The sequence below is a fragment of the Falsiroseomonas sp. genome (assembly GCF_030695085.1).
Classification (GTDB): Bacteria; Pseudomonadota; Alphaproteobacteria; order Acetobacterales; family Acetobacteraceae; genus Falsiroseomonas.
Map to the genome: position 1 here is coordinate 48793 of NZ_JAUYTS010000083.1, position 25690 is coordinate 74482.

Genomic DNA, 25690 nt, shown 5'->3' on the forward strand with positions numbered 1-25690 from the left:
CCCATGGGCCGCAGGCTGGCGGCAATGACAAGTCCAGGAAAAGCGACACCCGGGGAGGATGGGACCGAGGAAGGCACCGCCGCCGTCCGATCCGTGCTGATGGCCGTGCGGGTGCTGGAGGCGATGGCGCTGGCCGGCGGCCCGCTGCGGGTCTCCGACCTGGCGCGCCGGCTGACCGAGCCGAAGGGCCGCGTCCACCGCCACCTGGTCACGCTGCGCCTGGCCGGGCTGGTGGCGCAGGAGGAAGCGACGGAGCGCTATCACCTGACCTGGCGCATGTTCCAGATCGGCCAGGCGGCGGGCGAACAGTTCGACCTGAAGCGCGTGGCGGAGCCCGCCATGCACCGGCTGCGCGATGCGGTGGGGCAATCCGTGCTGCTGGCGGTGCCGACCGGCGGCGACCCGATGGTGGTGCATGCGCTGGAGGCGCCGAACACGGTGCAGATCTCCGTCCAGCCCGGCAACCGCCCGCCGGCGCATTGCTCCGCCCAGGGCCGCATCATGCTCGCCTTCGGCCCACCGGCCGCCGAGGCCCGCGCGCTGGCCGGCAAGATGGAGGCGCTGACCCCGCATTCCCTGACCGACCCCGCCCGGCTGCGGGCGCGGCTGGAGGTGGTGCGCGGGCGGATGTGGGACACCGCGCCGTCGGAGGCGCTGCTCGGCGTCAATGCGCTGGCCGCGCCGCTTTTCGCGGCGGGGCATGTGCTGGTGGGCTCGATCGGCATCGTGGGCTCGGTGCAATTCGTGCCGGACCCGCCTGACCAGGCGATGCTGGCCGCGCTGCAGGCGGCGGCCGCGGAGATCAGCCTGCGGCTTGGCGCCACGCGCTATGGCCCGGGCGCGAAGCCTACCGCTTCCACACCCGGTCCAGCGGCATCAGCCGGTTCACCAGCACCAGCAGCGCCACCGTCACCAGGATGAAGATGGTGGAGATGGCGTTCACCGTGTTCTCCAGGCTGAAGGTCGCCTCCGCATAGATCCGCACCGGCAGGGTCTGCAGCCGCGCCGTGGTGAGGAAGGCGGTGACGGTGACCTCGCCGAAGGACAGCAGGAAGCCGATGACGCAGGACACGGCGATGCCCGGCGCGAGCTGCGGCAGGATCACGCGCCGGAACACGCGCGAAGGCGTCGCCCCCAGCCCGCCCGCGGCTTCCTCCAGCCCGCGGTCGAGCTGCGCCACCGAAGCCCGCAGCAGGGCGAGCATGAAGGGCGTCACCAGCACCACATGCACCGCCAGCACGCCGAGGAAGGGCGGAATCTGGTTGAACCATTGCAACAGCCGCAACATGCCAAGCCCGATGGCGATGCCGGGCAAAGCGAGCGGCAGCATCAGGAAGGCGCCCACCGCCTCCTTCCCCGTGAAGCCCGCCCGCACCAGGGCGAAGGCGGCGGGCAAAGCGAGGCCGAGCGAGATGACGACGCAGCACAGCGCGATCTGCAGGCTGGTCCAGGCATCGGACAGATAGCGCTCATTCTGCAGCACCGCGGCGTACCATTTCCAGGTGAAGCCGACGAATTGCGCGACGGTGGCCTGCGGGCTGTCGTTCACCGACGCCACCGCCACCAGCAGCAGCGGGAACAGCAGGATGGCGATGGCGGCCAGCAGCAAAATGCGTGAGACGACCGGCGCCACCGCCTCCGCCGCCGCCACCACGACGCGGCGCAGCGCCGGCGGCAGGCTGGGCCAGCTTCGCGGCGGGCGGGCCTGCACCCAGGGCGTCATGCCGCCGATGGCGCGGGCGAAGACGAAGGTGACGAGGATGGAGGTCGCCAGCATCAGCATCGCGAGTGCGGAGGCCAGCGGGTAGTTCAGGATCTCCATCCCCTCCCGCAGCACCACCATGCCGGTGACCTGCACCTTCCGCCCGCCGACCAGCGTGGCGGAGACGTAGGCCGTGGACGCCATCAAAAAGACCAGCGTCAGTCCGCCGCGCAGCCCGGGCAGCGACAGCGGAAAGATCACCCGCCAGAAGCGCACGGCCGGCCCGGCGCCGAGCCCTGCGGCGGCTTCCTCCAGCCGCTTCTCCTGCCCATCCAGCACATCGTACAGAGCCAGCACCATGAAGGGCAGGAACACCTGCACCAGCGAAAGCCCCACCGCGAACCAGCCGAACAGCAGGTTGAGCGGCGGGAAACCCAGCGCCTGCGCGGCGTTGGAGACCACGCCGCGCGGCGCCAGCAGAAGAATGATGCCGAGCGAGCGCACCACCACATTGGTCAGCAGCGGCACCAGGATGATGGCGAAGCCGAAAGGCTTGGCGCGGGGCGACAGCCGCGTCAGCCACAGCGCCAGCGGATAGGCCAGCACGGCGGAGGCCGCGGCGACCGCCAGGCCGAGCAGCGCGGTGTTCAGCAGCAGCCGCAGGAAGAAGCTGTCGCCCAGGATCTCCGCATATTGCGCGGTGGAGGGCCACAGCGAGATCGGCGCGAAGATCTCGCCGCTTTCCTGCACCGAGAGCAGCGCGACAGCCCCCAGCGGCGCCGCGAAGGCGGCCAGCAGCCACAGCACATAGGGCGCGGCCAACCAGCCCGCGCGGGGGGAGTCCTGCATCGGCTACGCGCCCTGTGGTGTCGTCAGCCGGCGATCTCGCGGGTGAAGCGGCTGGACCAGCGGGCCTGGTTGCGGATCACCACATCCCAGTCGAAGTCGATCAGCTTGGAAACCGCCTCCTCGCCCATGATCAGCTTGGCGGCGAGCTCCGGCGGCAGGGTGATGTTGCGGATGGTGGGGCTGTAGTAGGTCTGCTCCGCATAGGCCTGCTGGCATTCCGGGCTGAGGTGCAGGTTCACGAAGGCCTCGGCGAGTGCCTGGTTGCGGGTGCCGGTCGGGATGCAGGCGAAGTTGGCGGCGACCGCCTGGCCTTCCGTGGGCTCAGCGATGACGATGTTCGGGTTGCGGGTTTCCGCATAGGTGCGGGTGAAGCTGCCGAATTCCACCGATGCCGCGCCGACCTGCTGGTCGAACATGCCGTAGAGCTGGTCCTGGCTGCCTTGGATGGCGGCGAAGGGCTTGAGTTCGGCGATCTTGCGGAAGGCCGGGTCGATGTCGTTCTCCGACCCGCCCCAGACCTTGGCCGTCATCAGCAGCCCCGCGGTGCCCTGCGCGCCCGGATAGGTCGGCCAGATCACCTTGCCCTTCAGGTCGTCGCGCCAGAAATCCTTCCACGACGTCATCGGCGCCGCGACCATGCGGCGGTCATAGACGATGGTGACCGGGTTGAAGGCCACGCCATAGCCGCCGATGCGGGCCAGCGGGTACAGGTTCTCGAAGTTCGGCACATTGGCCGATGGCGCCATGGTGACGCCGTCGCGCACCGCCTGGCGGCTTTCGAAGATGTTGAGATAGAGCAGGTCGAAGGAGGGCCGCCCGCGCTCGGCATAGGCCCGCGCCCGGCGTTCCGGGGTGCCGCCGAGGATGTAGTTGATCTTCACCCCATGCTGCCGCTCCAGCGGCTGCGCGCAATACTGCCGCGTGATGCGTTCCTGCGCGCCGCCCCAGATGCCGACGGTCAGCTCATCGCCGCGGCGGATCTGGGCGACGGCGTCGCGGCCCCAGATGGCGGGGGCGGCCAGCGTCGCGGTGGCCAGCAGGCCACGGCGGGTGAGGGAGATCGTCATGGCAGGGCTCCGGTCGTGGCGGTGAAATCTTCGATCCAGGCAATCGCCTCGGGCGGCGCGGCCAGGGTGATGGCGGCGCCCGGCGGGAAGCCGGGCTCGGCGCTCGGGCGGTGCACGCGCAGGCGGTGCGGGCCGACCGAGACCTCGTAGTGGATGCTGTCATCCAACCGCGTCGCCGCCTCCACCAGGCCGGGCAGGGCCAGATGCGGCGTGGCGACGGCGGCGGGCAGCAGCAGCAGCCGTGCGGCGCGCAGCACCAGGTGGCTGGGCCGGTCCGGCGCATCCGCCGGCAGCGTCACGGCGAGGCCTTCGGCGTGAAAGACGCCCGCTTCCGCCCGGCCGGGGATGACGCTGCGGGCGCCGAGGAATCCGGCGGTGAAGATATGGCGCGGGCGTTCCGTCAGCTCGGCCGGCGCGGCGCATTCGACGATGCGGCCGCGATCCATCACGGCCACGCGGTCGGCGAGTGCCAGCGCTTCCTCCTGGTCATGCGTCACGAACAGGGTGGTGATGCCGGAGGCATCGCGCAGCCGGGCAATCTCCTCCCGCATCTCCACGCGCAGACCGGCATCGAGGTTGGACAGCGGCTCATCCAGCAGCAGCAGGTCGGGGCGGATCACCAGCGCGCGGGCCAGCGCCACACGCTGCTGCTGGCCACCGGACATGCGCGCCGGGTAGCGATCCGCCAGATGCGCCAGGCCCACCATGGCCAGGGCCTCGGCCACCCGACGGTCGCGCTCGGCGCGGTTCACATCCCGCATCTCCAGCCCGAAGGCGACATTGCCGGCGGCGGTCAAATGCGGGAACAGCGCATAGTTCTGGAACACCATGCCGATCTGCCGGCGATGCGGCGGCGCACGCTCAATCGCCGTGCCGTTCAGCAGGATATGTCCCTCATCCGGCAGGATGAAGCCGGCGACCAGCCGCAGCGTGGTGGTCTTGCCGCAGCCGGAGGGGCCGAGGAGTGCGATGCATTCGCCACGCCCGACGGAAAGCGAGACGCCATCGACCGCCGCCTGCGCGCCATAGCGCTTGGTCAGCCGGTCGAGCACCAGATGGGGGAGGGTTTGGGTCACGCGCCAGTCTAGGCAAACGCAATGCCACGGCGCCAGGGCGGGGGATGGCCCCGATCCGCGACTGCGATACGAAAGACCCCACCCTTTATGCCCAAAAAACTTGCGAATGCTCTCGTTTGAGGCGAGCTTCGGCCCATCCGTCGGCCGAGAGGCGGCGGCCATGCTGGCATGGGCCTTGCTGTCCCTTGCAGCGGCGCGACCCCGCACCTGATACGGTTCGGTTATGGTCCCGCCGGGGCCGTCGGTGAGAGAGGGAGGGATCTGCGGATGCGGACGCGATATCGAGTCGAACGGCGCAGCCTGCTGGCGGGCGGCGTGGGCCTGGCACTGGCCGCGGTACCTGGCGCCCGGGTGCCGCTGGCGCAGAGCCTGGACCGGGTCTCCTTCCAGACCAATTGGCGCGCCCAGGCCGAACACGGCGGCTACTATCAGGCGGTTGCCGCCGGCATCTATCGCCGCCACGGCATCGACTGCGAAATCCGCATGGGCGGGCCGCAGCAGAACCCGTCGCAGCTGCTGCTGGCCGGCCGGGTGGACTTCATCATGTCCAACGGCTTCCAGGCGCTGAACTATGCGCGGGAAAACCTGCCCTTCCTGACCATCGGCGCCATCATGCAGAAGGACCCGCAGGTGCTGATGACCCATGCGGGTAACGGCATCAATTCCTTTGAGGACATGAAGGGCCGCCCGATCCTGATCGGTGCCTCCGGCCGCGTCACCTACTGGCCCTTCCTGAAGGCGCGCTTCGGCTTCACGGATGAACAGATCCGGCCCTACACCTTCAATGTCGGCCCCTTCATGGCGGACCGCATGGCGATCCAGCAGGGCTTCATCAGTTCCGAGCCCTTCGCCGCGCAGCAGGCCGGCGCCACGCCACGGGTGTTCCTGATTGCCGACGCCGGCTACCAGAACTACCAGACCACCATCGATGTCTCTCGCCGCATGGTGACGGAGAAGAAGGACCTGGTGCAGCGTTTCGTCAACGCCACCATCGAGGGCTGGAGCGCCTATGTGAAGGGTGAGGATGTCGGCGCCGCCAACGCCGCCATCAAGCGCGACAATCCGGAGATGGACGATGCCAAGATTGCCTACGCCGTGCGCGTGATGAACGAGGCAGGCATCGTGCAATCCGGCGATGCGCTGCAACTCGGCATCGGCGCGATGACCGATGCGCGCTGGAAGTCGTTTTATGAGGGCATGCGCGATGTCGGCCTGTATCCGGCCGGCATGGACCACACGCGCGCCTACAGCCTGGAATTCGTCAACAAGCGCGTCGGCCTCGCCTGAGTGGTGCCGGCGGCGGTCGTCACGCTGCAAGGCGTCTCCAAGCGCTACGCCAATGGCACGCTGGCTGTGCGCGGCGTGGATCTGTCGGTGCAGCGGGGCGATTTCGTCTCGCTACTCGGCCCATCCGGCTGCGGCAAATCCACGGTGTTGCGGATGATGGCGGGCCTGATCGCGCCATCCTCCGGCCGGGTCGAGGTCGCGGGCGGGGGGGAGACGGGGGATATCGGCTTCGTCTTCCAGGAACCGACACTGATGCCCTGGGCCAGCGCGTTGAAGAACGTGATGCTACCGCTGCGCCTGGCCGGCACGGCCCGAAGCGAGGCGGAACGGCGGGCCCGTGCCGCGCTGGCCTCGGTGGGGCTGGCGGGCTTTGAATCCAGCTATCCGCGCGCGCTGTCGGGCGGCATGAAGATGCGCGTCTCCATCGCCCGCGCCCTGGTCACGCGGCCCCGCCTGCTGCTGATGGACGAGCCTTTCGCGGCACTCGACGAAATCACCCGCCACAAGCTGAACAACGACCTGCTGACGCTGTGGGAGGCGGAGCGCTTCACCGCCGTCTTTGTCACCCATTCGGTGTTCGAGAGCGTGTACCTGTCCCGTCGCATCGTGGTGATGGCGGCGCGGCCGGGCCGGGTTGTCGAGGACCTGGCGGTGGAGGCCCCCTATCCGCGCGGCGAGGCCTTCCGGACCTCCGCCGATTATGCGGCGCATTGCCGCGACATTTCCCACGCATTGGACAGGGCCATGGGCGCATGACCGTCACCCTCTCCGCCAACGAGGCCGCCGACGCGCCGGAGGAAAACCACGCACCCCGCTATGCCGGGCTGACGGCGGAGACCTGGTTCCGCATCCTGGCGCCGAGCCTCATCGGCGTGCTGGCACTGGCGGGGTGGGAAGCGGTGGTGCGGATCAACGAGATCCCGCCCTACCTGCTGCCCGGACCGCTGGAGGTGGGGCGCGCGCTGATCCGCGAATGGCCGTCGCTTTCCGTCTCGCTGCTGGTCACCTTGCAGATCACCTTCGCCGCACTGTTCGTGGCGGCAGCCCTCGGCCTGCTGCTGTCGGTGCTGTTCGCGCAATCCCGCATCATCGAGATGTCGCTGTTTCCCTATGCGGTGATCCTGCAGGTCACGCCGGTTGTGGCGATCGCGCCGCTGATCATCATCTGGGTGGATGATATCCGCCTGGCGCTGCTGATCTGCGCCTGGATCGTCGCCTTCTTCCCGATCCTGTCGAACACCACACTCGGGCTGAACAGCGCGGACCAGAACCTGACCGACCTGTTCCGCCTGTACCGCGCCAGCCGCTGGCAGGTGCTGTGCCATCTGCGGCTGCCGACGGCGATGCCGTACTTCCTGGCGGGGCTTCGCATTTCGGGCGGGCTGGCGCTGATCGGTGCCATCGTCGCGGAATTCGTCGCCGGCACGGGCGGGCGGGCTTCGGGGCTGGCCTACCGCATCCTGGAGGCCGGGTACCAGTTGCAGATCCCCAAGATGTTCGCCGCCCTGGTGCTGGTTTCATTGACCGGCATCGCGATTTTCCTGGCGATGAGCCTGATCTCCCACCTCGCGCTGCGCCATTGGCATGAAAGCGCCATGAAAGACCGCCGATGAAGGCCGAATTTGCTTCGGTTGGCCCCAGCTTCTGGCTGCGTAATGCGCGGACTCATGCCGCGCTGGTGCAAGGCTTCGAAGGCCCGCAGGATGTGGACGGCCTGGTGCGGCTGGACATCCACATCGAGCATGGCCGCATCGCCGCGCTGGCGCCGCTGGGCACCGCGCCGGATGGCATCGATCTGCGCGGCGGCCAGGTCTGGCCCGGCTTCGTCGATGCCCATACGCATCTCGACAAGGGCCATATCTGGCCGCGCACCCGCAACCCGACCGGCGATTTCGCCGGCGCGATCCAGGCCGTGATGGGCGATCGCGGTGCCGCCTGGTCGGAGGCCGACATCACGGCCCGCGCTGATTTCGCCCTGCGCTGCGCCCATGCCCACGGCACGGTTGCCATCCGCACCCATCTGGACACCTACCTGCCGCATGGCGTGACCACCTGGCGGGTCTTCCGCAAGCTGCGGGAGGAATGGGCCGGGCGCATCGCCTTGCAGATGTCCTCGATCTGCCCGCTGGACCGTTTCGCGGGGCCGGATGGCACGACGCTGGCCGATATGGTGGCGGAATCGGGCGGCGTGCTCGGCATGGTCACGCGCCACACCGGCGGCATCCATGACGCGCTGCCCGAGAGCTTCCAGGCGGAGCTGGACCATTTCTTCAGCCTGGCGGAGGCGCGCGGCCTCGACCTCGATTTGCATGTCGATGAGAGCGGTGAATCCGGCGCGCGTGCCCTGCGGGAGATTGCCCTCACCGCCCTGAAGCGCGGCTTTCGCGGCAAGATCCAGTGCGGCCATTGCTGCTCACTCTCGATCCAGCCGGAGGATTTCGCGCGGGAGACCATCGCCCGCGTGGCGGAGGCCGGCATCGACATCGTCGTGCTGCCGATGTGCAACATGTACCTGCAGGATCGTGTGGCAAACCGCACGCCGCGCTGGCGGGGCGTGACGCTGGTGCATGAGATGCAGGCGGCGGGCATTCGCGTCTCCGTCGCCTCCGACAACACCCGCGATCCGTTCTACGCCTATGGCGACCTCGACATGACCGAGGTGTTCCGGGAATCCGCCCGCATCCTGCACCTCGACCACCCTTTTGCCAGTTGGCCCGCCGCAGCCACCGCGCGGCCGGCGGAGGCCATGGGCATCGCGGCGGAACATGGCACCATCCGCGTGGGCGCCAGCGCGGACCTGGTGCTCTACGGCGCCCGCTTCATGACGGAGCTGCTGTCCCGCCCGCAATCGGATCGCGTGGTGCTGCGGGCGGGGCGGGTGCTGGAGGCCACGGCGCCGGATTGGCGAGAGCTGGATGCGATGGTGGGGGTGGCGGAATAGCGCCTACGGCGCCAGCACCTGCGTCCACACCGCCTGCGCCTGGATGCCGTCCCAGCCATAGAGCATCGGCACCATCGCCGTGCCGGCCCAGACCGGGTGCTGGTCCGCGTAATGCGGGCTGCCGGGATGGCCGGAGGTGCCGTGGAAGACCGACCAGCGGCTGTTCTCCCATTCCCCCACATCGAAGGCGTAGCGCGCCAGCGCGCCGTAGCCCGCGGCGTTGCCGGAGGCGGCGAAGAAGCCGGTGGCCAGCACCGTGTCCATATCCCCGCCGATCGGCAGCGAAGGCGGGTCCAGCAGCGCCGCCCAATCCGGGAATAGCGGCGAGAGCGGGTGGGTCAGGCGCGGGCGATGCACCTCGCCCCAGGGGCGCGTGCCGGCGGCTTCCGGTGCCGCGCGGCGCAGTGCCTCGGTCAGGGCTTCCGGCCAGCTCATGCCGCCGAGCAGGCTGGCATCATCCGCGCGCAGAAGGTTCGGCAGGGTCCACCAGAGCTGATTGGCGGGCGGCACGCCGGGGGCGACGGCCAGCATCGGGTGGCCGGCCAGCGCGCCCAACCCGCTGCGCTCAACCAGTATCGCCGTCAGCGCCCGGCGGAAGGCGACATAGGCGGCGGGTGCGCTGGCATCCGCCGCCATCCGCCCATCCCAATCCAGCAGGCGCTGGCGCAGTGCTTCGGCCCCGGGCTCGGCGGGGGCGGGCAGGCCAGCGAGCTTCTCGCGGAACAGCAGCGCGTTCAGCGACAGCGTGTCGCCATGCAGGCTGGCCGCACCCTCCACGCTGCGGGCTTCCGGCGCCGCGCGCAGCCGGGCCAGCACGCGCTGGGCGCGGTAGGGTGGGTGGCAATCGGTGCAGAGGTAGTCCGGGCCGCCATCCGCCACGACGCGGTTGTTGGCGGTGACGATCAGCCCCTCGGCCGGGTCCATCACGCGGGGCATATCCTCATGCGCGATCATGCCCTGCCAATCCGGCGCCGCCAGCCAGCCGGGCACCGGCAGCCAGCCATTCTCGGCCGGGCGACGCGGCACCAGGGCGCGGATCTGGAGGCCGATATGCCCGCCGGTGTCGCCGGCGACCAGATTATGGTCGATCAGCCCCCAGCCGCGCGTCGCCTCGAACAGCGCCTCCACGCTGCCGGCGCGCAGCATGCGGGGTAGGCAGTCGAAGGACAGGTCGGTCTCGGCGAATTGCACGGATCGCAAGGCCAGCGCGGTGCCGCTGCCCGGGTCGCCGGCGATGACGGGGCCGTGCCGGGTCTCCACCACCTCGAACTCCCGCGCCGCGCCGCCGCGAATGGCAATGCGGTCGGCCCGGCGCTGCACCGGCACCCAGCCATCCGGGCCGAGCGCGTTCTCCGCGCCCGCGTCGAAGCGTTCGACGAAGACGTCGTGGATGTCGACGAAGGCATGGGTCACGCAATAGGCGACCTGGCCGTTATGAGCGAAGTGCGGGAAGCCGGGCACGCCGGGCGCCGTCAGCCCCACCACGTCGAAATCCGCGCAGGCCAGGTGGCCCTGGGCGTACATGTTGGGAATCTCGAAGACCCGGTGCGGGTCGCCGGCCACCACCGGGCGGCCGGTGGAAGACTGCGAGGGCGCCACCGCCCAGTTGTTGCTGCCACCGCCCGTCGCATCCGGCGGCGTGCCGCCCAGCAGCGCCTCGATCGCCGGGCGCAGCGCGGCGAGGTCCGCCTCCAGCCGCTTCGCCTCCGCCCCCGGTGGCACCAGCAGCAGATCCTGCCCGCCATCATCGTAGCGCAGCTTCACCGCCTGCTGCGCGCCGACCACCGGCAGCGCTGCCGCGCGCCACAGCTTGAACCAGACCGAGCCCATCAGCAGGCCGAGGCGGCGCATCACGGCGATCGCGTGCCAGCCCTCCCAGCGTTCCGGCACTGCCTCCAGCAGCGTGTATTCCACCGGCAGCGGCGCGCCGGAATCGAGGAAGGCGTTCACCCCGGCGGCATAGGCTTCCAGCATCGCCTGCGCCTCCGCGCCGAGTGCCGCGTGGTCGCGCCGGCTGGCGGCCTCGATGCCGAGGCGGCGGGCGAGGATGTCGCCCTCCGCCGCCGCCGCGCCGAGCCATTCGGCGCTGCGGCCGAGCGCGCGGCGGCGGTTCAGCTCCATCTGGAACAGCCGGTCCTGGGCATGGACGAAGCCCTGGGCGCGGAAGGCGTCCGGCGCCCCGCCCGCGGTACGGATATGCGGGATGCCCCAGCGGTCGCGCAGCACGGTGGCGGGCGCGGTCAGCCCCGGCACCTGCACCTGGCCATCGAGCGGCGGCAGGGCGGCGCGCAGGGCCTCATGGCCGGGGGTGGGCGGCATCGGCATATCCTCCGGCGCGGCCGGGATTGCCGCGGGCTGGATATATCAAATACGATGGAGCGATGAGCGCAAGCGTCCCCCCCTCCACCGAAATCGACTTCCTGTCCCCCGTGGGCCGGGAAAACCTGACCGGCCGCGTCTATGGCGAGTTGCGGAACGCGCTGATGGAAGGCCGCATGCGGCCCGGCCAGCGGCTGAAGATCCGCGACCTGGCGCTGCAACTCGGCACCTCCGAAACCCCGGTGCGAGAGGCGGTGATGCAGCTTGTCCGCGAACGGGCGCTGCGGATGGAACAGGCCAAGGCCATCACCGTGGCGGGGCTGACGCTGGCGCAGTACCAGGAGCTGCGCCTGGTCCGCACCGCGCTGGAGGGCCTGGCCGCCGAGGCCGCCGCGCGCCACATCACCCCTGCCGAAATCCGCGCCCTGGAACGCGCCCATGCCGAGCTGGTCCGCGCCGAGGCGGCCGGGGAGGGGGCGTCCGCCATCCGCGCCAATTGGCGCTTCCACCACGGCCTGTACCGCGCCGCCGCCATGCCGGAATTGCTGTCGGTGATCGAGGGCATCTGGCTGCGCAACGGCCCGATGCTGACCTACCTCTACCCCGATGCCCGCCCGACCTACCCCGGCCGGCACCGGCACCTGGACATACTGGACGGGCTGCGGGCGCGGGATGCGGCCGCGACGCGGGCGGCGGTGCAGGCGGATATGGAGGAAGGCGGCGCCGGCCTGCTGCGTCATCTGGCGGCGATGGAACAGCCCGCACCTGCCAAGGGAAAAGCCGCGTGAAGCTCAGCCCGATTGCCACCGCGACGCCCTGGTTCCGGCTCGAGGTCGAGGACACCGACTGGGCAACGGAGGACCCGGCCGACCTTGCCCGCTGGATGGAACAGCTTCTGCTGATCCGCCGCTTCGAGGAAAAGATCCTGGATCTGCACGGCGCCGGGCTGATCCATGGCCCCGCCCATGCCTCGATCGGGCAGGAGGGTGGCGCGGTCGGGGCGCTGTCCGTGCTCGGCACCGCGGACAAGATCAACGGCACGCATCGGGCGCATCACCAGATCCTGGCCAAGCTGCTGAACGCCGCGACGCCAGCGGGCTACGACCCGCGGCGGGATGCGGTGCCGGAGGAAGCGCGCGGCCATGTGCAGCGGACCATGGCGGAGATCATGGGGCTGGCCCAGGGCTATAATGGTGGCCGCGGTGGCTCGATGCACATGCGGATCGCGGAGGCCGGCGTGGTCGGGTCCTCCGCCATCATCGGCGGCAATGTGCCGCATGCGGTGGGCTACGGGCTGGCCGACAAGGTGCTTGGGCGAGACAATATCTCGGTCGCCTTCTTCGGCGATGGCACGCTGATGGCGGGCCAGACGCTGGAGGCGATCAACCTGGCGGCGCTGTATCGCCTGCCGGTGGTGTTCTTCCTGGAGAACAACTTCTACGCCGTCTCCACCCATGTGCAGGACCAGACGCGGGAGACGCGGCTGACCACGCGCGGCGCCATGTTCGGCGTGCCATCGGTCGAATGCGACGGCATGGATGTGCTGGCGGTGCGGCGCGCGATGCAATGGGCGCGCGCGCAGATTGCCGAAACCGGCGGTCCAGTCTTCGTCGAGGCGATCTGCTACCGCTTCCTGCACCAATCCGGCCCGATGCTCGGCAGCCAGTTCGGCTATCGCGACAAGGCGGAGGAGGAAGCCTGGCGCGCCCGCGATCCGGTGGCGACGCTGCCGCCGATCCTGAACCGGCTCGGCGTGCTGGATGCGGACGGGCTGGCGGCGCTGGAGGCGCGGGTGCGTGTCGTTGTGGAGGATGCGGCAGCCGCGCTGGTGGAGACGCCGCCCGGTGCCAATGCGCCGCAACTGCGGCCCGGCCTGCTGCCGGAGGTGGCGGATATCGAGCACGGCATCCGCGGTGACCTTGCCGAATTGCGTGGGTTGCGGGTGCAGGAAGCCGGTGCGGTGCCGGCGCAGCCGATGAAATACATCGATGCCATCGCCGCCACCTTGCTGCACAACATGGAACGCGATCCGCGCATCGTGTTGATCGGCGAGGATATCCACCGGCTGCGTGGCGGCGTCTCCGGTTCGTCGAAGGGCGTGATGGAGAAATTCCCCGAACGCGTCTTCGCCACGCCGATCTGCGAGAACGGCTTTACGGGGATGGCGCTGGGTGCGGCGCTGTGTGGGTTGCGGCCGGTGGTGGACATCATGTTCGGCGACTTCACCATCGTCGCCGCGGACCAGATGTTCAACGGCATCGGCAAGTTCGCGCATATGTTCGGCGGCGGCTTCGGCATTCCGCTGGTGGTGCGCGCGCGCGTTTCGCCGGCGGCGGGCTATGGCTCGCAGCATTCGATGGACCCGTCCGGGCTGTTCGCGGGCTTTCCGGGCTGGCGCATCCTGCATCCCTCCACGCCGCACGACTATGTCGGGCTGATGAATGCGGCACTGGCCTGCGAGGATCCGGTGCTGATGATCGAGCATCAGGGCCTGTTCCAGACCAGCGGCCCGGTGCCGCAGGACCTCGGCTACATCGTGCCCTTCGGCCGCGCGCGCCTGGTGCGGCCGGGCCGCGCCTGCACCATCCTCACCTATGGCGCCATGGTGCCGGAGACGGAGGTGGCGGTGGCGGAGACCGGAATCGATGCGGAGATCCTCGACCTGCGCAGCCTGGATATCGAGGGCATGGACTGGCCCGCCATCGAGGCTAGCATCAAGCGCACCAACCGCGTGCTGATCGCGGAACAGACCGCGCATGGCACGGCACATGGCGCGCGCTGGGTGGATGAGATCCAGCGCCGCTGCTTCGACTGGCTGGATGCGGAGATCACCCGCGTGCATGGCAGCCGCGCCGCGCCCACCGTCTCCCGTCCGCTCAACGCTGCGGCGCTGGCGGATGCGGCGAAGGTGGCGGAGGGGCTGCGGCGGCTGATGCGATGAGTGGCGCCCTCTTCCCGTTGTGGGGGGAGAGGGCTTTTGCCGGCTCAGTTCGCGCGCAGGCCCTGGATGCGGATCAGACCGTCCGGGATCAGGCGCAGACCGCTCACCGCGGCGGTGGTGCCGAAGAAGCTCTGCGGGTGCCACAGATAGATATAGGGGCGGTCGCGCAGCAGGATTTCCATCGCGGTGCCATAGGCGGCCAGCCGTGCCGCGGGCTCCACGCTGGTGCGGCCGGCGCGCAGCGCCGCATCGGCCTGCTCGCTGCAATAGCGGCCGCCATTCAGGCTCTGGCCACAGGCGTTGAAGCCCCAGAGATTTCCGTCCACATCGGTGCGGCCGGACCAGGCGATGATCAGCACCTCGAAATCCCCGGCGGTCCAGGCGCGCAGCAGGGTCGCCACTTCGATCACCTGGATCTCCAGCGCGATGCCGGCCTCAGCCGCCATGGCCTGGATCACCTCCGCCGCCTGGACGTATTCGGTGGTGTTGGGGACGGAGAATTTCACCCGCACCCGTTCCTGCCCGGCCTCTCGCAGCAGCGCGCGCGCCCGGGCCAGGTCGCGGCCCGGCACCGGCAGGGCCGCGATGTGGTGCGGGTGGCCGGGCGGGGTGGATTGGTTGCCGGGGCGGTACAGCCCCTCGAAAGCCACCTGGTTCAGCGCGTTGCGGTCGATGGCGAGCTCCAGCGCCTCCCGCACCCGCGCATCCTGGCCGAGCGGGTTCCGGGCGCGATCACCATGAGCGACATTGACGGCGAGATAGACGGAAGCCAGCGACGGCCCGTCCAGCAGCTTCACGCGGGCGTCGCGCCGCAGCGTGGTGACGTCGGAGGGGTTCACCCGCTCGATCACGTCCAGCGTGCCGGACCGCAGGTTCGCCGCCCGCACGGTGGTATCGGGGATCGGCCGGTACACCACCCGGTCGAAATGCAGCGCGCCAGCGTTCCAGTAGCCGGGGAAACGCTCCAGCTCGATCCGGTCCTGCGGCACGCGGCGCGTCAGGCGATAGGGGCCGGCGCAGGCGGGCTCGCGCTGGAAATCGGCGCCCAGCACCTCCGCCTGGCGCGGCGAGACCAGCATGCCGGCGCGGTCCGACAGCGCGGCGAGCAGTGGGGCGAAGGGCTCCGACAGGCGGATGCGGATCTGCATCGGCCCCGCTTCCTCCACCGCCGTCACGGGTCCGAGTTCGCCGCGGCGGGTGGAGCCGGATGCGTTGATGTGGCGGTTCAGCCCGGCGACCGCGGCCGCGGCATCCAGCGCCACGCCGTCATGGAAGGTGACGCCGGGGCGCAGCGTCAGCAGCAGCGCGCGGCCGGCTTCCTGCCATTCCCATTCGGTGGCGAGCTGCGGCACCAGCGCGCCCTGCTCATCCACCTCGATCAGCTTGTCGCACATCGCCATGAACACCTGCCGCGCCGCCACGCTGCGCGACAGCGTCGGGTCCAGCACATCGGGGTCCGAGGCAATGCCGATGCGCAGCGTCTGCGCCCCGGCAGGGAGGGCCAGCGTCAAGCCAAGTAGGGCGGCGAGGAGTGGTCGCATGCCATGGTCTCCGTTTCTGCAAGCGCATCCTTGAATCGTTTTCGCCCGGTGTCACCATATGATATATCGATCCCGAGCCGATGGAGCGCCGGATGCCTGATTCCTACCCCGCCAATCTCAGCCGCGACGCGGCGCTGCGCGAGCGTGCCGGGCGGGTGATCCCCGGCGGCCTCTGGGGCCACCTCAACGCCGCGCGCCTGCCCGCCGGCTACCCGCAATATTACAGCCGCGCCGAGGGCTGCCGGCTATGGGATGTGGATGGGCGGGAGGTGGTGGACTTCATGTCCTCCTGGGGCCCAATCGTGCTCGGCCACCATGACCCGGTGGTGGAGGAAGCGGCGCGGCGGCAAGCGCAACTGGGGGATTGCATGAACGGCCCGGCGCCGGTGCTGGTGGAACTGGCGGAGCGCCTGGTCGCTACCATCCCACATGCCGAATGGTGCCTTCTGGCGAAGAACGGCACGGATGCGACCACCGCCTGCGTCACCATCGCCCGGGCGGCGACGCGGAAGCGCAAGGTGCTGGTGGCGCGCGGGTCCTATCACGGCGCGGTGCCCTGGTGCTCTCCCTCCACGGCTGGCGTCACGGCGGAGGATCGCGCGCATCTGGTGTTCTATGACTACAACGACGTGGCCTCCGTGCAGGACGCGGCGGAGGCGGCGAAGGACGACCTGGCCGGCATCCTGGTCACCGCCTTCCGGCACGACATGTCCCGCACCCTGGACCTGCCCGACCCCGCCTTCGCCCGCGCGCTGCGTGCCATCTGCGACGAGACCGGCGCGGCGCTGATCCTGGATGATGTGCGGGCCGGCTTCCGGCTGCATCTCGGCGGATCGTGGGAGACGGTGGGCGTCCGGCCGGACCTCGCCGCCTACAGCAAGGCGATCGCCAATGGCCACCCTCTGGCCGCCGTGACCGGCGCCGAATGGCTGCGCCGCGCGGCGACCGAGGTCTTCACCACCGGGTCCTTCTGGTGCGGCGCCGTGCCGATGGCCGCGGCGCTGGCAACGCTGGAGGAATTGCAGCGCATCGACGGCCCGGCCCGCATGCGCGAGATGGGCCAGCGGTTGCGGGACGGGCTGGCGGCGGGTGCGGAACGGCACGGCCTGGCCATCATCCAATCCGGCCCGCCGCAAATGCCGCTGTTGCAATTCGACGGCGACATGGATTTCCGGCTCGGCGAGGCCTTCTGTTCGGCGGCGCTGGCGGCGGGCGCCTATTTCCACCCGCGCCACAACATGTTCCTGAACTGCGCGCATGACGCGGCCGCGGTGGATCGTGGGTTGGAAGCCGCGGAGCAGGGCTTCGCCGCCTTGGCGCGCATCCTGGGCTGAAGGCGGCCTAAGCTGAAGGCGGGCGGTGCTGCGCCCAGGGGCGGTCCTGTTCCAGGATCGCGCCGAGGCGCAGCAGGCTCATATCCGCACCCCAGGACCCGACAAGCTGCACCGCCGTCGGCAGGCCGTCCTTGGCAAAGCCGGAGGGGATGGTCACCGCCGGGTGGCCGGTCAGGTTGAAGGGGTACATGTAGCTGGACCAGCCCTGGCGGGTGATGCCGCACATTTCGCCCTCGATCTCGATCTGGCCATCGGCGGCGTCGAAATCGGCGGGCAAAGCGGTGCGCGTCAGCGTCGGCGTCACCAGCACGTCGTAACGCTGGAACAGGCCCTGGATGGTGCGGAACAGCTGGGTGCGGGCGAATTGCGCCTCGCGGAACTGGGTGAGGGAGAAGCCCGAGCCGCGCTCCATGAAGGCCAGCAGCACCGGGTCCATCTGGTTGTGCCATTGCGCCAGATGCGGCGTGCAACTCACGAAGAAGCCGGCCTGGTACATGATGCGGCCGGGCAGCTCCATCCAGTCGATCGCATCCGTCACTTCCTCGACGAAGGCGCCGCGGGTGGCCAGCGCATCGAGGCTGGCCAGCGTGTTCTCCGCCATCTCCGCCTGCACCTTGGCATTGCAGGCACGCGCGATGTAGCCGACGCGCAGCCCGTGCAGGTCGCCGCCGATCAGCCCCGGCGGCAGCGGCGCGATACCCGGCCCGCGCAGGCTCTGCGCGTCGCGCTCGCTGGGTCCGGCGATGACGGAGAACATCACCGCCGCATCGCTGACCGTGCGCGTCATCGGCCCCGCGTAGACATTATTCGCGAAGGTATCGGCCGAGGCTTCCCACGGCACCGTGCCGAGCGTCGCCTTCAGCCCGACAATGCCGCAGCAGGCGGCCGGAATTCGCACGGACCCGGCGCCATCCGTGCCCAGCCCGAGCGGCCCCAGCCCCGCCGCGACCGCCGCCGCCGCGCCGCCGGAGGACCCGCCGGTGGTGCGCGACAGATCCCACGGGTTGCGCGTGGTGCCGAAGCTCGGGCCATCCGTCAGGCCCTTATGGCCGAATTCCGGCATGGTGGTCTTGCCGAGCAGGATGCCGCCCGCCGCCTTCAGCCGCGCCGCCGTGGCGTCGTCGCGCACCGGCACGTTGCTGGCGAAGATGGCGGAGCCGTGCGTCGTCAGCACATCGGCGGTATCGACCTGGTCCTTGATGTGCAGCGGCACGCCGTGCAGCGGCCCCAATGCGGCGCCATCCATCACCGCCTGTTCGGCCCGCCGCGCACTTTCCATCGCCTGGTCGTGCAGCACCGTGACGAAGCAGTTCAGCCGCGGCTGTTGACGGTCGATCGCCGCCAGCACGGCTTGTGTCAGCTCCACCGGCGAAAGCCGGCGGCGGCGGATCAGCGCGGCCGCCCTGGTTGCCGGCATGAACAGCAGATCCGTGTCGTCCATCGCCCGTTTCCTTCTTGCGCAGACCGCTTCCAGGGGGTCATGCTGGCATAGGATATATCGAACGGCGAGGGGCCAACCCCGCCTGGGGAAGAGGAAATCGAGGCATGTCCCAAATCCAGATCGGGCGTCGTGGCCTGATGGCGGGCGGCACCGCGCTCGCCGCCTCCGGGCTGATCCGCCCACCCGAGGCGCGCGCCGCCAGGCAGATGAACCTGGTGCTGGAGTCGGAGGTGGTCATCCTCGACCCCTACATGACCACGGCCGCGATCACGCGGACCTTCGGCTTCCACATCTTCGACACGCTCTATGCGATGGATGGCCAGGGCCGCATCCAGCCGCAGATGGTGGAAAGCCACACCACCTCCGCCGATCGGCTGACCTGGAATTTCACCCTGCGCCCGGGGATGAAGTTCCATGATGGCTCGCCGGTCACCTCAACCGACGTGGTGCTGTCGCTGCAACGCTGGATGCCGAAGGATGCGCTGGGGCGCATGTTGCGGGACGCGCATGAGAGCCTGACCGCCAAGGGCACGCTCGGCTTCGAGCTGGTGCTGAAGCGACCCTTCCCGCTGGTTCTGGATGTGCTCGGCAAGCCGAATGCGCCGGTGCCCTTCATCCTGCCCGAACGCCTGGCGCGGACCCCGGGCGATACGCGCATCACGGAGATCATCGGCTCCGGCCCCTTCCGCTTCCGCCCGGACCAGTGGCGCCCCGGCAACTACATGGTGCTGGAGAAATTCCCGGACTACGTGCCGCGCAGCGAGGCGCCGGATTTCCTCTCCGGCGGCAAGGTGGTGAAGGTGGACAGCCTGTCGCTGCGCGTCATGCCGGACCAGGCGACGGGTGCCACGGCGCTGCTGGCGAATGAGATCGACTACCAGCAATACGTGCCCTTCGATTGGATTCCGCGCCTTGAACGTTCCCGCGATGTGCGGCTGCTCTCGCTCGGCGGGCTGCATCAGTTCCAGGGCAATTTCCGCCTGAACCATGCAGCACCCCCCTTCGACGATCCCGCCGTGCGCCGCGTGCTGTGGAAGCTGGTGGACCAGAACATGGTGTTGCAGGCGATCGGCGTGCCGGAGCGGTTTCGCGCGCCGCAATGCACCAGCTTCTGGATGTGCGACGCGCCCTACAGCACCGATGCCGGTGCGGAGGCTGCGAAATTCTCCATCGCGGAAGCGCGGGCGGAGCTGGCGAAGACCGCCTATGCCGGCCAGCCGGTGCAGTTCCTGCAGGTGGCCGGCTCCATCTCCCAGACCGCGGCGATGGTGCTGGTGCAGAACATGAAGCAGGCCGGCTTCACGGTGGACGAGCAGCAGATGGATTGGGGCACCGTGCTCGCGCGCCGCGCACGGCGCGATGGGTGGAGCATGTTCGCCGTCTATTCGAACGGCGTCGACATGATCACGCCGCTGACCCATTTCTATATCGCCAGCACCTGCGCGGACTTCCCCGGCTGGTCCTGCGACGAACGCATTCCCCGGCTGACGCAGGAATTCGCGAATGCCGAAACCCCGGCGGAGCGCCGGCGCCTGACCGAGGAAATCCAGCGCCTGTCCTATGAGCTGACCCCCTCCGTCATGTGGGGGCAGTTCACCATCCCGGCGGCCTATCGCACCTCGCTCACCGGCTTGATGGAATCCTCCTTCCCGATCTTCTGGAACGTCGAGAAGGCCTGAGCGCACTCTCTCCGCTTGCCATGGGGGGCGCGTGGTTCCTACGCTCCGCTGTGTTCAAACGGGAGAGCAATGAGATGACCATCGGACGCAGGACGCTCGGCAAAGGCCTTGCCGCGGCAGGCGGGCTTGCCATTCCAGGGCTGATCGGAGGCGAGGCGCAGGCGCAGCGGGCGCAGGATACGCTGCGCCTGGTGTTCCGCGATGCGGTGCCGAACATCGACCCCTATTTCAACAGCCAGCGCACCGGGCTGATCCTTGGCCACCAGGCCTGGGACGGGCTGGTGCACCGGGACCCGGAAACCTTCCGCGTGGTGCCGGCAATGGCGACCGAGTGGAACTGGGTGAACCCCTTGCTGCTGGAGTTCACGCTGCGCCAGGGCGTGAAGTTCCATGATGGCAGCCCCTTCACCGCGAAGGATGCCGTCTACACGCTCAACACCGTCTCCAACCCGGAAACCCGCGTCGCGACGCCGAGCAACTACGCCTGGATCGAACGCGCCGAGGCGGATGGCGACTTCAAGCTGCGCATCCATCTGAAGCGGCCGACACCGGCGGCGCTGGACTATCTGGCGCTCGTCACGCCGATCTGGCCGCAGGCGTATCGGGAACGTGTCGGCGTGGAGGGCTACAGCCGCGCGCCGATGGGCGCCGGCCCCTACAAGATCACGAAGTTCGATGTCGCCACCGGCGTGGAATATGAGCGCTTCGACGATTATTATGAGGGCGGCCCGAAGGGCAAGCCGGCCATCCGCCGCATCACTGTGCGCTTCGTGACGGATGCCGCGACGGAACTGACGGAGCTGCTGGCGCAGCGCGTCGACTGGATCTGGAACATGAATCCGGACCAGGTGCCCAACGTCAACCGCATCCCCTTCCTGCAGACCCTGCGGCAGGAATCCATGCGGATCGGCTATCTCAGCCTGGATGCCGCCGGCCGCAGCGGCGATACGCCGATGAAGAACCTGAAGGTGCGCCAGGCCGTCTGGCACGCGATCGACCGGCAGACCATTGCGGAACGCCTGGTCACCGGCGGGTCCCGGGTTCCGGTGGCGCCCTGCTACCCCAGCCAGTTCGGCTGCAACGCCGATGCTGCGGTGCAGTACGACTACAATCCGGAAAAGGCGAAGCAGCTTCTCGCCGAGGCCGGCTTCCCGAACGGCTTCGACATCGAGCTGACCAGCTACGTCCAGCCGCGCCAGTGGTCCGAGGCGGTGCAGAGCTACCTGCAGGCCGTCGGCATCCGCGCGCGGCTGAACCTGTTGCAGGTGGCAGCCCAGATCCAGCGCGCCTGGCGTGGCGAGTTGGCGATGTCGATGGGCAGCTGGGGCAGCTATTCGATCAACGACGTCTCCGCCATCCTGCCCAACTTCTTCGGCGACACCAACGACGACTACGCCCGCGACCCGGAGCTGCAACGCCTGCTGGTGGAGGGTGGATCAAGCGCCGATGAGGCGGTGCGCAACGCCGCCTATTCCGCCGCCATCAAGCGGATCACGGAGCAGGCGTACTGGGTGCCGCTGCACACCTACGTCAACACCTACGCCTTCGCCCGCCAGCTCGACTTCAAGGCGTTCCCGGACGAGCTGCCGCGCTTCTATCTGGCGAAGTGGAAGTGAGGCGTCACCCTTCCAGGTGACATTCCACGAGGCCCGCCGCGAATGCGGTGGGCCTCGGCGCCTGTGTGGCGCAGGGCGCGAAGACCTTCGGGCAGCGCGGATGGAAGCGGCAGCCGGGCGGCACATTGGCCGGGTCCGGCATGATGTCGCCGAGCCCCACATCCGGCACGCCGAGGCCCGGCTCCGGCGTCAGCACGCTGGCGAGCAGCGCCTGCGTGTAGGGGTGGCGCGGGTTGTGGAACAGCGCCTCCGATTCCTGGCGCTCCACGATGCGGCCGAGATACATCACGGCGACCTCGCTCGCGACGTGTTCCACCACGGCAAGGTTGTGGCTGATGAACAGGTAGGTCAGGCCGAGGTCGCGGCGCAGCTCATCCAGCAGGTTCAGGATCTGCGCCTGCACGGAAACATCCAGCGCGCTGGTCGGCTCGTCGCAGATGACGATGCGCGGCCGCAGGACCAGCGCGCGGGCGATCGCCACGCGCTGGCGCTGCCCGCCGGAAAGCTGGGAGGGGAAGCGCCCGCCCTGTTCGGCGGAAAGCCCGACGCGCTCCAGCGCCTCGCCCACCCGTCGCGCCACGGTCGCGCGGTCGATATCGCCCTGCGCCACCAGCGGCATCGCGACGATGTCCTGCACCCGGCGGCGCGGGTTGAGCGAGGAGAAGGGGTCCTGGAACACCGGCTGGATCAGCCGCGCGCGCGCCTTGCGGTCCATATTCGACAGGCGCTGGCCATCCACCAGCACCTCGCCGGAGGTTGGCGGCAGCAGGCCGAGGATCATGCGCGCCAGTGTCGATTTGCCGCAGCCGCTTTCGCCGACCACGCCGAGCACGCTGCCCGGCGGCACGGCAAAGGATACACCGTCCACCGCCCGCACCTGGCGCGGCGGCGCGAACAGGCCCTGGCGCACATTGAAGATGCGGCGCAGGTCGCGGACCTCGATCGCCGGCGTCATGCGGCGAGATCCAGCGTGCACAGCACCTCATGCCCCGGCCCGGCCTGCTTGCGCGGGATCGGCCCGGTGCATGCCGCGTGAGCGTGGTTGCAGCGGTCGCGGAAGGCGCAGCCTGCGAAGCCGGGCGGGATGCGCGGCACCACGCCGGGGATGCTGCCCAGCCGATCGCCGCGCTTCACCTTGCCCGGCACCGGCACGCAGGCCAGCAGGCCGCGCGTATAGGGATGGCGCGGGTTTCCGAACAACTCCGCCGTCGGCGCGCTCTCCACCACTTCGCCCGCATACATGACGGAAACGCGGTCCGCGATGCGCGCCACCACGCCGAGGTCATGCGTGATCAGCAGGATGCCGAGGCCGAGGTCGCGTTGCAGCCCGGCCAGCAGCCGCAGGATCTGCGCCTGCACGGTCACGTCCAGCGCCGTGGTGGGCTCATCCGCGATCAGCAATTCGGGGTCGCACATCAGCGCCATGGCGATCATCACGCGCTGCCGCAGGCCGCCTGAAAGCTGGTGCGGAAATTGCCCGAGCCGCAGTCCTGGCGCCGTGATACCGACGCGGCCGAGCAGTTCCGCCGCGCGGTCCACCGCCTGCGCGCGCGTGGCGCCCCGGTGCCGGCGCAGCACCTCCGTCATCTGGCTGCCCACCGTATAGGCGGGATTCAGGCTGGTCATCGGTTCCTGAAAGATCATCGCCATGCGGTCGCCACGCAGGCGGGACATCTCGCGTTCGTTGAAGCCGCCGATCTCCTGCCCCGCGAAGCGCAGTGCCGAGGCCTCCCGCTTCCCGCCGCGCGCCAGCAGCCCCATGATGGCGAGCGAGGTGACGGATTTGCCGCAGCCGCTTTCGCCGACCAGGCAATGCGTCTCCCCCTTCGCCACCGCCATGGAGGCACCGCGCACCGCCGCCGTGCCGCCGAAGGTCACGCGCAGATCCTGCACCTCGAGTAGCGCGCTCAACGCGACAAATCCGTGCCGAGCATGTCGCGCAGCGCATCGCCCAACAGGTTCACGCCGAAGACCAGCACGAACAGCGCGATGCCGGGCACCAGGATCACCCAGGGGGTGAAGAACATGTATTCCTTCGCCTCCGAGATCATCAGGCCCCAGGAGGGCAGGGGTGCCGGGACGCCGAGGCCGAGGAAGGACAGGGCCGCCTCCAGCAGAATGGCCAGCGCCATTTCCAGCGTCGCCACCACCGCCAGGTGGGTCGCGATGTTCGGCAGGATTTCGCGCAGCAGCACGCTGGCGTGCGACGAGCCGGCGCACCAGGCGGCGCTGACATAATCCAGCGTCCGCAACTGCATGGTGGTGGAGCGTGCGACCACCGCGAAGCGGTCCCACAGCAACAGGCCGAGCACCAGGATCACCAGCGTGAAACTGGTGCCCAGCAGCCCCGCCACAGCGAGTGCCACCAGCACCACGGGAATCGAAAGCCGCGCCGTGATCAGGAACATCACGACATCATCGATGCGCCCGCCATAGAAGCCGCCAAGTACCCCGAGCGTGGTGCCGATCAGGCCGGAGGTGATGACAGTGGCGACGCCGATGATCAGCGAAATCCGCGCGCCATAGATCAGCCGGGACAGATAATCCCGCCCGAGCTGATCCGTGCCGAGCCAGTTGGCCGGCGTGCCGCCCTCCATCCAGGCGGGCGGCACCAGCCGGCGGCCGAGGTCGATGGCATAGGGATCATAGGGCGCGATCAGCGGGGCAAGGATCGCCATCACCAGCGCGAAGCCGACGATCAGCGCGCCCGTCACGAAGGTGGCGTTCCGCAGCAGCCGCCGCGTGGCGCCGGTGCCCGGCACGACCAGGCCAGGCAAGGCCGGGCCGCTCATGATGTACGGAGCCGCGGGTCGAGCACGGCGTTCAGCAAATCCGCCAGCAGCGTCAGCGCGATGTAGATCAGCGCCAGCACCAGGATCACCGCCTGCACCACGGGGAAGTCGTTCTTGCTGATGCTCTCCCACGCCAGGTAGCCGACGCCATGCATGGCGAAGACCGTCTCGATGACGATGGAGCCGCCGAGCATGAAACCCAGCTGCACCGCCGCGATGGACACCACCGGGATCGCCGCATTGCGAAACCCGTGCTTCACCAGGATGGACAGCCGCGAAAGTCCCTTGGCGCGCGCCGTGCGGATGTAGTCCGAGGACAGCGCCTCGATCATCCCGCTGCGCGTCAGGCGCATCAGCGAAGGGATGGCGGAGAAGGACAGCACGATGCCGGGCATGACGTAGTACTCCCACCCGCCCGTGCCCGAGATCGGCAGCCAGCCGAGGTTCAGCCCCAGCACCACCATCAGGATCAGGCCCAGCCAGAAGGACGGCATCGCCTGGCCGATCAGCGCCACCAGCATCACGCCGCGATCGACATAGCTGCCTTCCCGCACCGCGGCGATGATGCCGAGCGGCAGCGCCACCACCAGCGCCAGCGCCAGCCCGACCAGCCCGAGCGTCAGCGTGATCGGCAGGCGATGCGCGATCAGGTTGGCGACACGATCCTTGAAGAAGAAGCTCTCACCGAAATCGCCCTGCACGGCGCGCAGCAGCCAGTCGAGATACTGCTGTGCCAATGGCCGGTTGAGGCCATAGGCCTGACGGATCAGCTCGACATCCTGCTGCGTTGCATTCGGCCCGGCGATGGAGATGGCGAGGTCGCCCGAAAGCCGCGTGAGCAGGAAGCTCAGCGTCAGCACCGTCAGGGCCACAAGGATCGCGACGGTGAACCGGCGCAGGAGAAAACGGACCATCGGTTGGAAGCCTAGTCACGCGTTGCGTGAGGTGGCAAGCGCGCTGTTCCGCCGCCGCGCATCGGAGATCGCGCGGAATTGGGGCGCCGGACCGAAATCCGCCCATATCTCAGTCTTCGTGACGCGGCATGCCGCGCCGAATCCGCTAGCCTGAATAAGCCCCGGGATTGCACCAGGTCGCGGGCGGCCTG

20 protein-coding genes are annotated in these 25690 nt (G+C 69.3%); 10 read left to right on the forward strand and 10 right to left on the reverse strand.

The annotated features are described in order from the left end of the window. Nucleotides 1–3: 3 nt before the first annotated feature. Entirely contained in the window at nucleotides 4–921 is a 918-nt protein-coding gene (locus Q8S40_RS10215; protein WP_305670292.1) for an IclR family transcriptional regulator, read from the forward strand. Here the strand turns inward: Q8S40_RS10215 and Q8S40_RS10220 are convergent. Genes Q8S40_RS10220 through Q8S40_RS10230 form a run of 3 tightly spaced genes read right to left on the reverse strand, consistent with a single transcriptional unit; the run spans nucleotide 848 to nucleotide 4694 of the window. Beyond that, nucleotides 848–2551 carry an ABC transporter permease subunit gene (locus tag Q8S40_RS10220; protein WP_305670293.1) on the reverse strand — a complete coding sequence of 568 codons (1704 nt, stop codon included), beginning with the start codon at nucleotides 2549–2551 and terminating at the stop codon, nucleotides 848–850. The two genes, Q8S40_RS10215 and Q8S40_RS10220, sit on opposite strands and share 74 nt — an antisense overlap. A gap of 23 nt (nucleotides 2552–2574) precedes the next feature. Continuing rightward, the gene (locus Q8S40_RS10225) at nucleotides 2575–3618 is read right to left on the reverse strand and encodes an extracellular solute-binding protein (RefSeq protein ID WP_305670294.1); all 1044 of its coding nucleotides are present in this window, start codon (nucleotides 3616–3618) and stop codon (nucleotides 2575–2577) included. Beyond that, nucleotides 3615–4694: an ABC transporter ATP-binding protein gene (locus Q8S40_RS10230; RefSeq protein WP_304807892.1), complete on the reverse strand. Its 1080-nt coding sequence runs from the start codon at nucleotides 4692–4694 to the stop codon at nucleotides 3615–3617. Before Q8S40_RS10230 ends, Q8S40_RS10225 begins: the two co-directional genes overlap by 4 nt. A gap of 267 nt (nucleotides 4695–4961) precedes the next feature. Between Q8S40_RS10230 and Q8S40_RS10235 the strand changes: the two genes are divergently transcribed. The 4 genes from Q8S40_RS10235 to Q8S40_RS10250 are packed head-to-tail and all read left to right on the forward strand — an operon-like array spanning nucleotide 4962 to nucleotide 8922. After that, the gene (locus Q8S40_RS10235) at nucleotides 4962–5981 is read left to right on the forward strand and encodes an ABC transporter substrate-binding protein (protein WP_305670295.1); all 1020 of its coding nucleotides are present in this window, start codon (nucleotides 4962–4964) and stop codon (nucleotides 5979–5981) included. A 3-nt stretch (nucleotides 5982–5984) separates the two neighbouring features. Further along, nucleotides 5985–6737, forward strand: coding sequence for an ABC transporter ATP-binding protein (locus tag Q8S40_RS10240; RefSeq protein WP_305670296.1), 753 nt, complete (start codon nucleotides 5985–5987; stop codon nucleotides 6735–6737). Beyond that, nucleotides 6734–7594 carry an ABC transporter permease gene (locus Q8S40_RS10245; protein ID WP_305670297.1) on the forward strand — a complete coding sequence of 287 codons (861 nt, stop codon included), beginning with the start codon at nucleotides 6734–6736 and terminating at the stop codon, nucleotides 7592–7594. Before Q8S40_RS10240 ends, Q8S40_RS10245 begins: the two co-directional genes overlap by 4 nt. Continuing rightward, the gene (locus Q8S40_RS10250; protein ID WP_305670298.1) at nucleotides 7591–8922 is read left to right on the forward strand and encodes a cytosine deaminase; all 1332 of its coding nucleotides are present in this window, start codon (nucleotides 7591–7593) and stop codon (nucleotides 8920–8922) included. Before Q8S40_RS10245 ends, Q8S40_RS10250 begins: the two co-directional genes overlap by 4 nt. A gap of 3 nt (nucleotides 8923–8925) precedes the next feature. Here Q8S40_RS10250 and Q8S40_RS10255 read toward each other — a convergent pair whose 3' ends face one another. Beyond that, nucleotides 8926–11241 (reverse strand): penicillin acylase family protein, encoded by a 2316-nt coding sequence (locus Q8S40_RS10255; RefSeq protein WP_305670299.1) that lies wholly within the window; start codon nucleotides 11239–11241, stop codon nucleotides 8926–8928. A 62-nt stretch (nucleotides 11242–11303) separates the two neighbouring features. On the opposite strand from Q8S40_RS10255, the gene Q8S40_RS10260 reads away from it, so the two are divergent. Then, on the forward strand, nucleotides 11304–12029 hold the full coding sequence (locus Q8S40_RS10260) for a GntR family transcriptional regulator (protein ID WP_305670300.1): 726 nt from the start codon (nucleotides 11304–11306) through the stop codon (nucleotides 12027–12029). Further along, a complete protein-coding gene (locus Q8S40_RS10265) occupies nucleotides 12026–14182 on the forward strand; it encodes a thiamine pyrophosphate-dependent enzyme (protein ID WP_305670301.1) in 2157 nt (718 codons plus the stop codon). The genes Q8S40_RS10260 and Q8S40_RS10265 overlap by 4 nt, the downstream gene beginning before the upstream one ends. 44 nt (nucleotides 14183–14226) lie before the next feature. Here the strand turns inward: Q8S40_RS10265 and Q8S40_RS10270 are convergent, their stop codons facing one another. Continuing rightward, on the reverse strand, nucleotides 14227–15693 hold the full coding sequence (locus Q8S40_RS10270; RefSeq protein ID WP_305670302.1) for an ABC transporter substrate-binding protein: 1467 nt from the start codon (nucleotides 15691–15693) through the stop codon (nucleotides 14227–14229). Nucleotides 15694–15815: 122 nt separating this feature from the next. Between Q8S40_RS10270 and Q8S40_RS10275 the strand changes: the two genes are divergently transcribed. Then, nucleotides 15816–17057 carry an aminotransferase class III-fold pyridoxal phosphate-dependent enzyme gene (locus Q8S40_RS10275; protein ID WP_305670303.1) on the forward strand — a complete coding sequence of 414 codons (1242 nt, stop codon included), beginning with the start codon at nucleotides 15816–15818 and terminating at the stop codon, nucleotides 17055–17057. Between the two features lie 7 nt (nucleotides 17058–17064). Here Q8S40_RS10275 and Q8S40_RS10280 read toward each other — a convergent pair whose 3' ends face one another. After that, nucleotides 17065–18498, reverse strand: coding sequence for an amidase (locus Q8S40_RS10280; protein WP_305670304.1), 1434 nt, complete (start codon nucleotides 18496–18498; stop codon nucleotides 17065–17067). Between the two features lie 104 nt (nucleotides 18499–18602). On the opposite strand from Q8S40_RS10280, the gene Q8S40_RS10285 reads away from it, so the two are divergent. Next, nucleotides 18603–20177: an ABC transporter substrate-binding protein gene (locus Q8S40_RS10285; RefSeq protein WP_305670305.1), complete on the forward strand. Its 1575-nt coding sequence runs from the start codon at nucleotides 18603–18605 to the stop codon at nucleotides 20175–20177. Between the two features lie 74 nt (nucleotides 20178–20251). Next, nucleotides 20252–21793 carry an ABC transporter substrate-binding protein gene (locus Q8S40_RS10290; protein WP_305670306.1) on the forward strand — a complete coding sequence of 514 codons (1542 nt, stop codon included), beginning with the start codon at nucleotides 20252–20254 and terminating at the stop codon, nucleotides 21791–21793. A 4-nt stretch (nucleotides 21794–21797) separates the two neighbouring features. Here the strand turns inward: Q8S40_RS10290 and Q8S40_RS10295 are convergent, their stop codons facing one another. The 4 genes from Q8S40_RS10295 to Q8S40_RS10310 are packed head-to-tail and all read right to left on the reverse strand — an operon-like array spanning nucleotide 21798 to nucleotide 25499. Further along, nucleotides 21798–22748 carry an ABC transporter ATP-binding protein gene (locus Q8S40_RS10295; RefSeq protein WP_305670307.1) on the reverse strand — a complete coding sequence of 317 codons (951 nt, stop codon included), beginning with the start codon at nucleotides 22746–22748 and terminating at the stop codon, nucleotides 21798–21800. Further along, nucleotides 22745–23704 carry an ABC transporter ATP-binding protein gene (locus Q8S40_RS10300; RefSeq protein WP_305670308.1) on the reverse strand — a complete coding sequence of 320 codons (960 nt, stop codon included), beginning with the start codon at nucleotides 23702–23704 and terminating at the stop codon, nucleotides 22745–22747. The genes Q8S40_RS10295 and Q8S40_RS10300 overlap by 4 nt, the downstream gene beginning before the upstream one ends. Continuing rightward, nucleotides 23701–24585 (reverse strand): ABC transporter permease, encoded by an 885-nt coding sequence (locus tag Q8S40_RS10305; RefSeq protein WP_304807922.1) that lies wholly within the window; start codon nucleotides 24583–24585, stop codon nucleotides 23701–23703. Before Q8S40_RS10305 ends, Q8S40_RS10300 begins: the two co-directional genes overlap by 4 nt. Next, entirely contained in the window at nucleotides 24582–25499 is a 918-nt protein-coding gene (locus tag Q8S40_RS10310; protein ID WP_305670309.1) for an ABC transporter permease, read from the reverse strand. The genes Q8S40_RS10305 and Q8S40_RS10310 overlap by 4 nt, the downstream gene beginning before the upstream one ends. Nucleotides 25500–25690 lie beyond the last annotated feature (191 nt).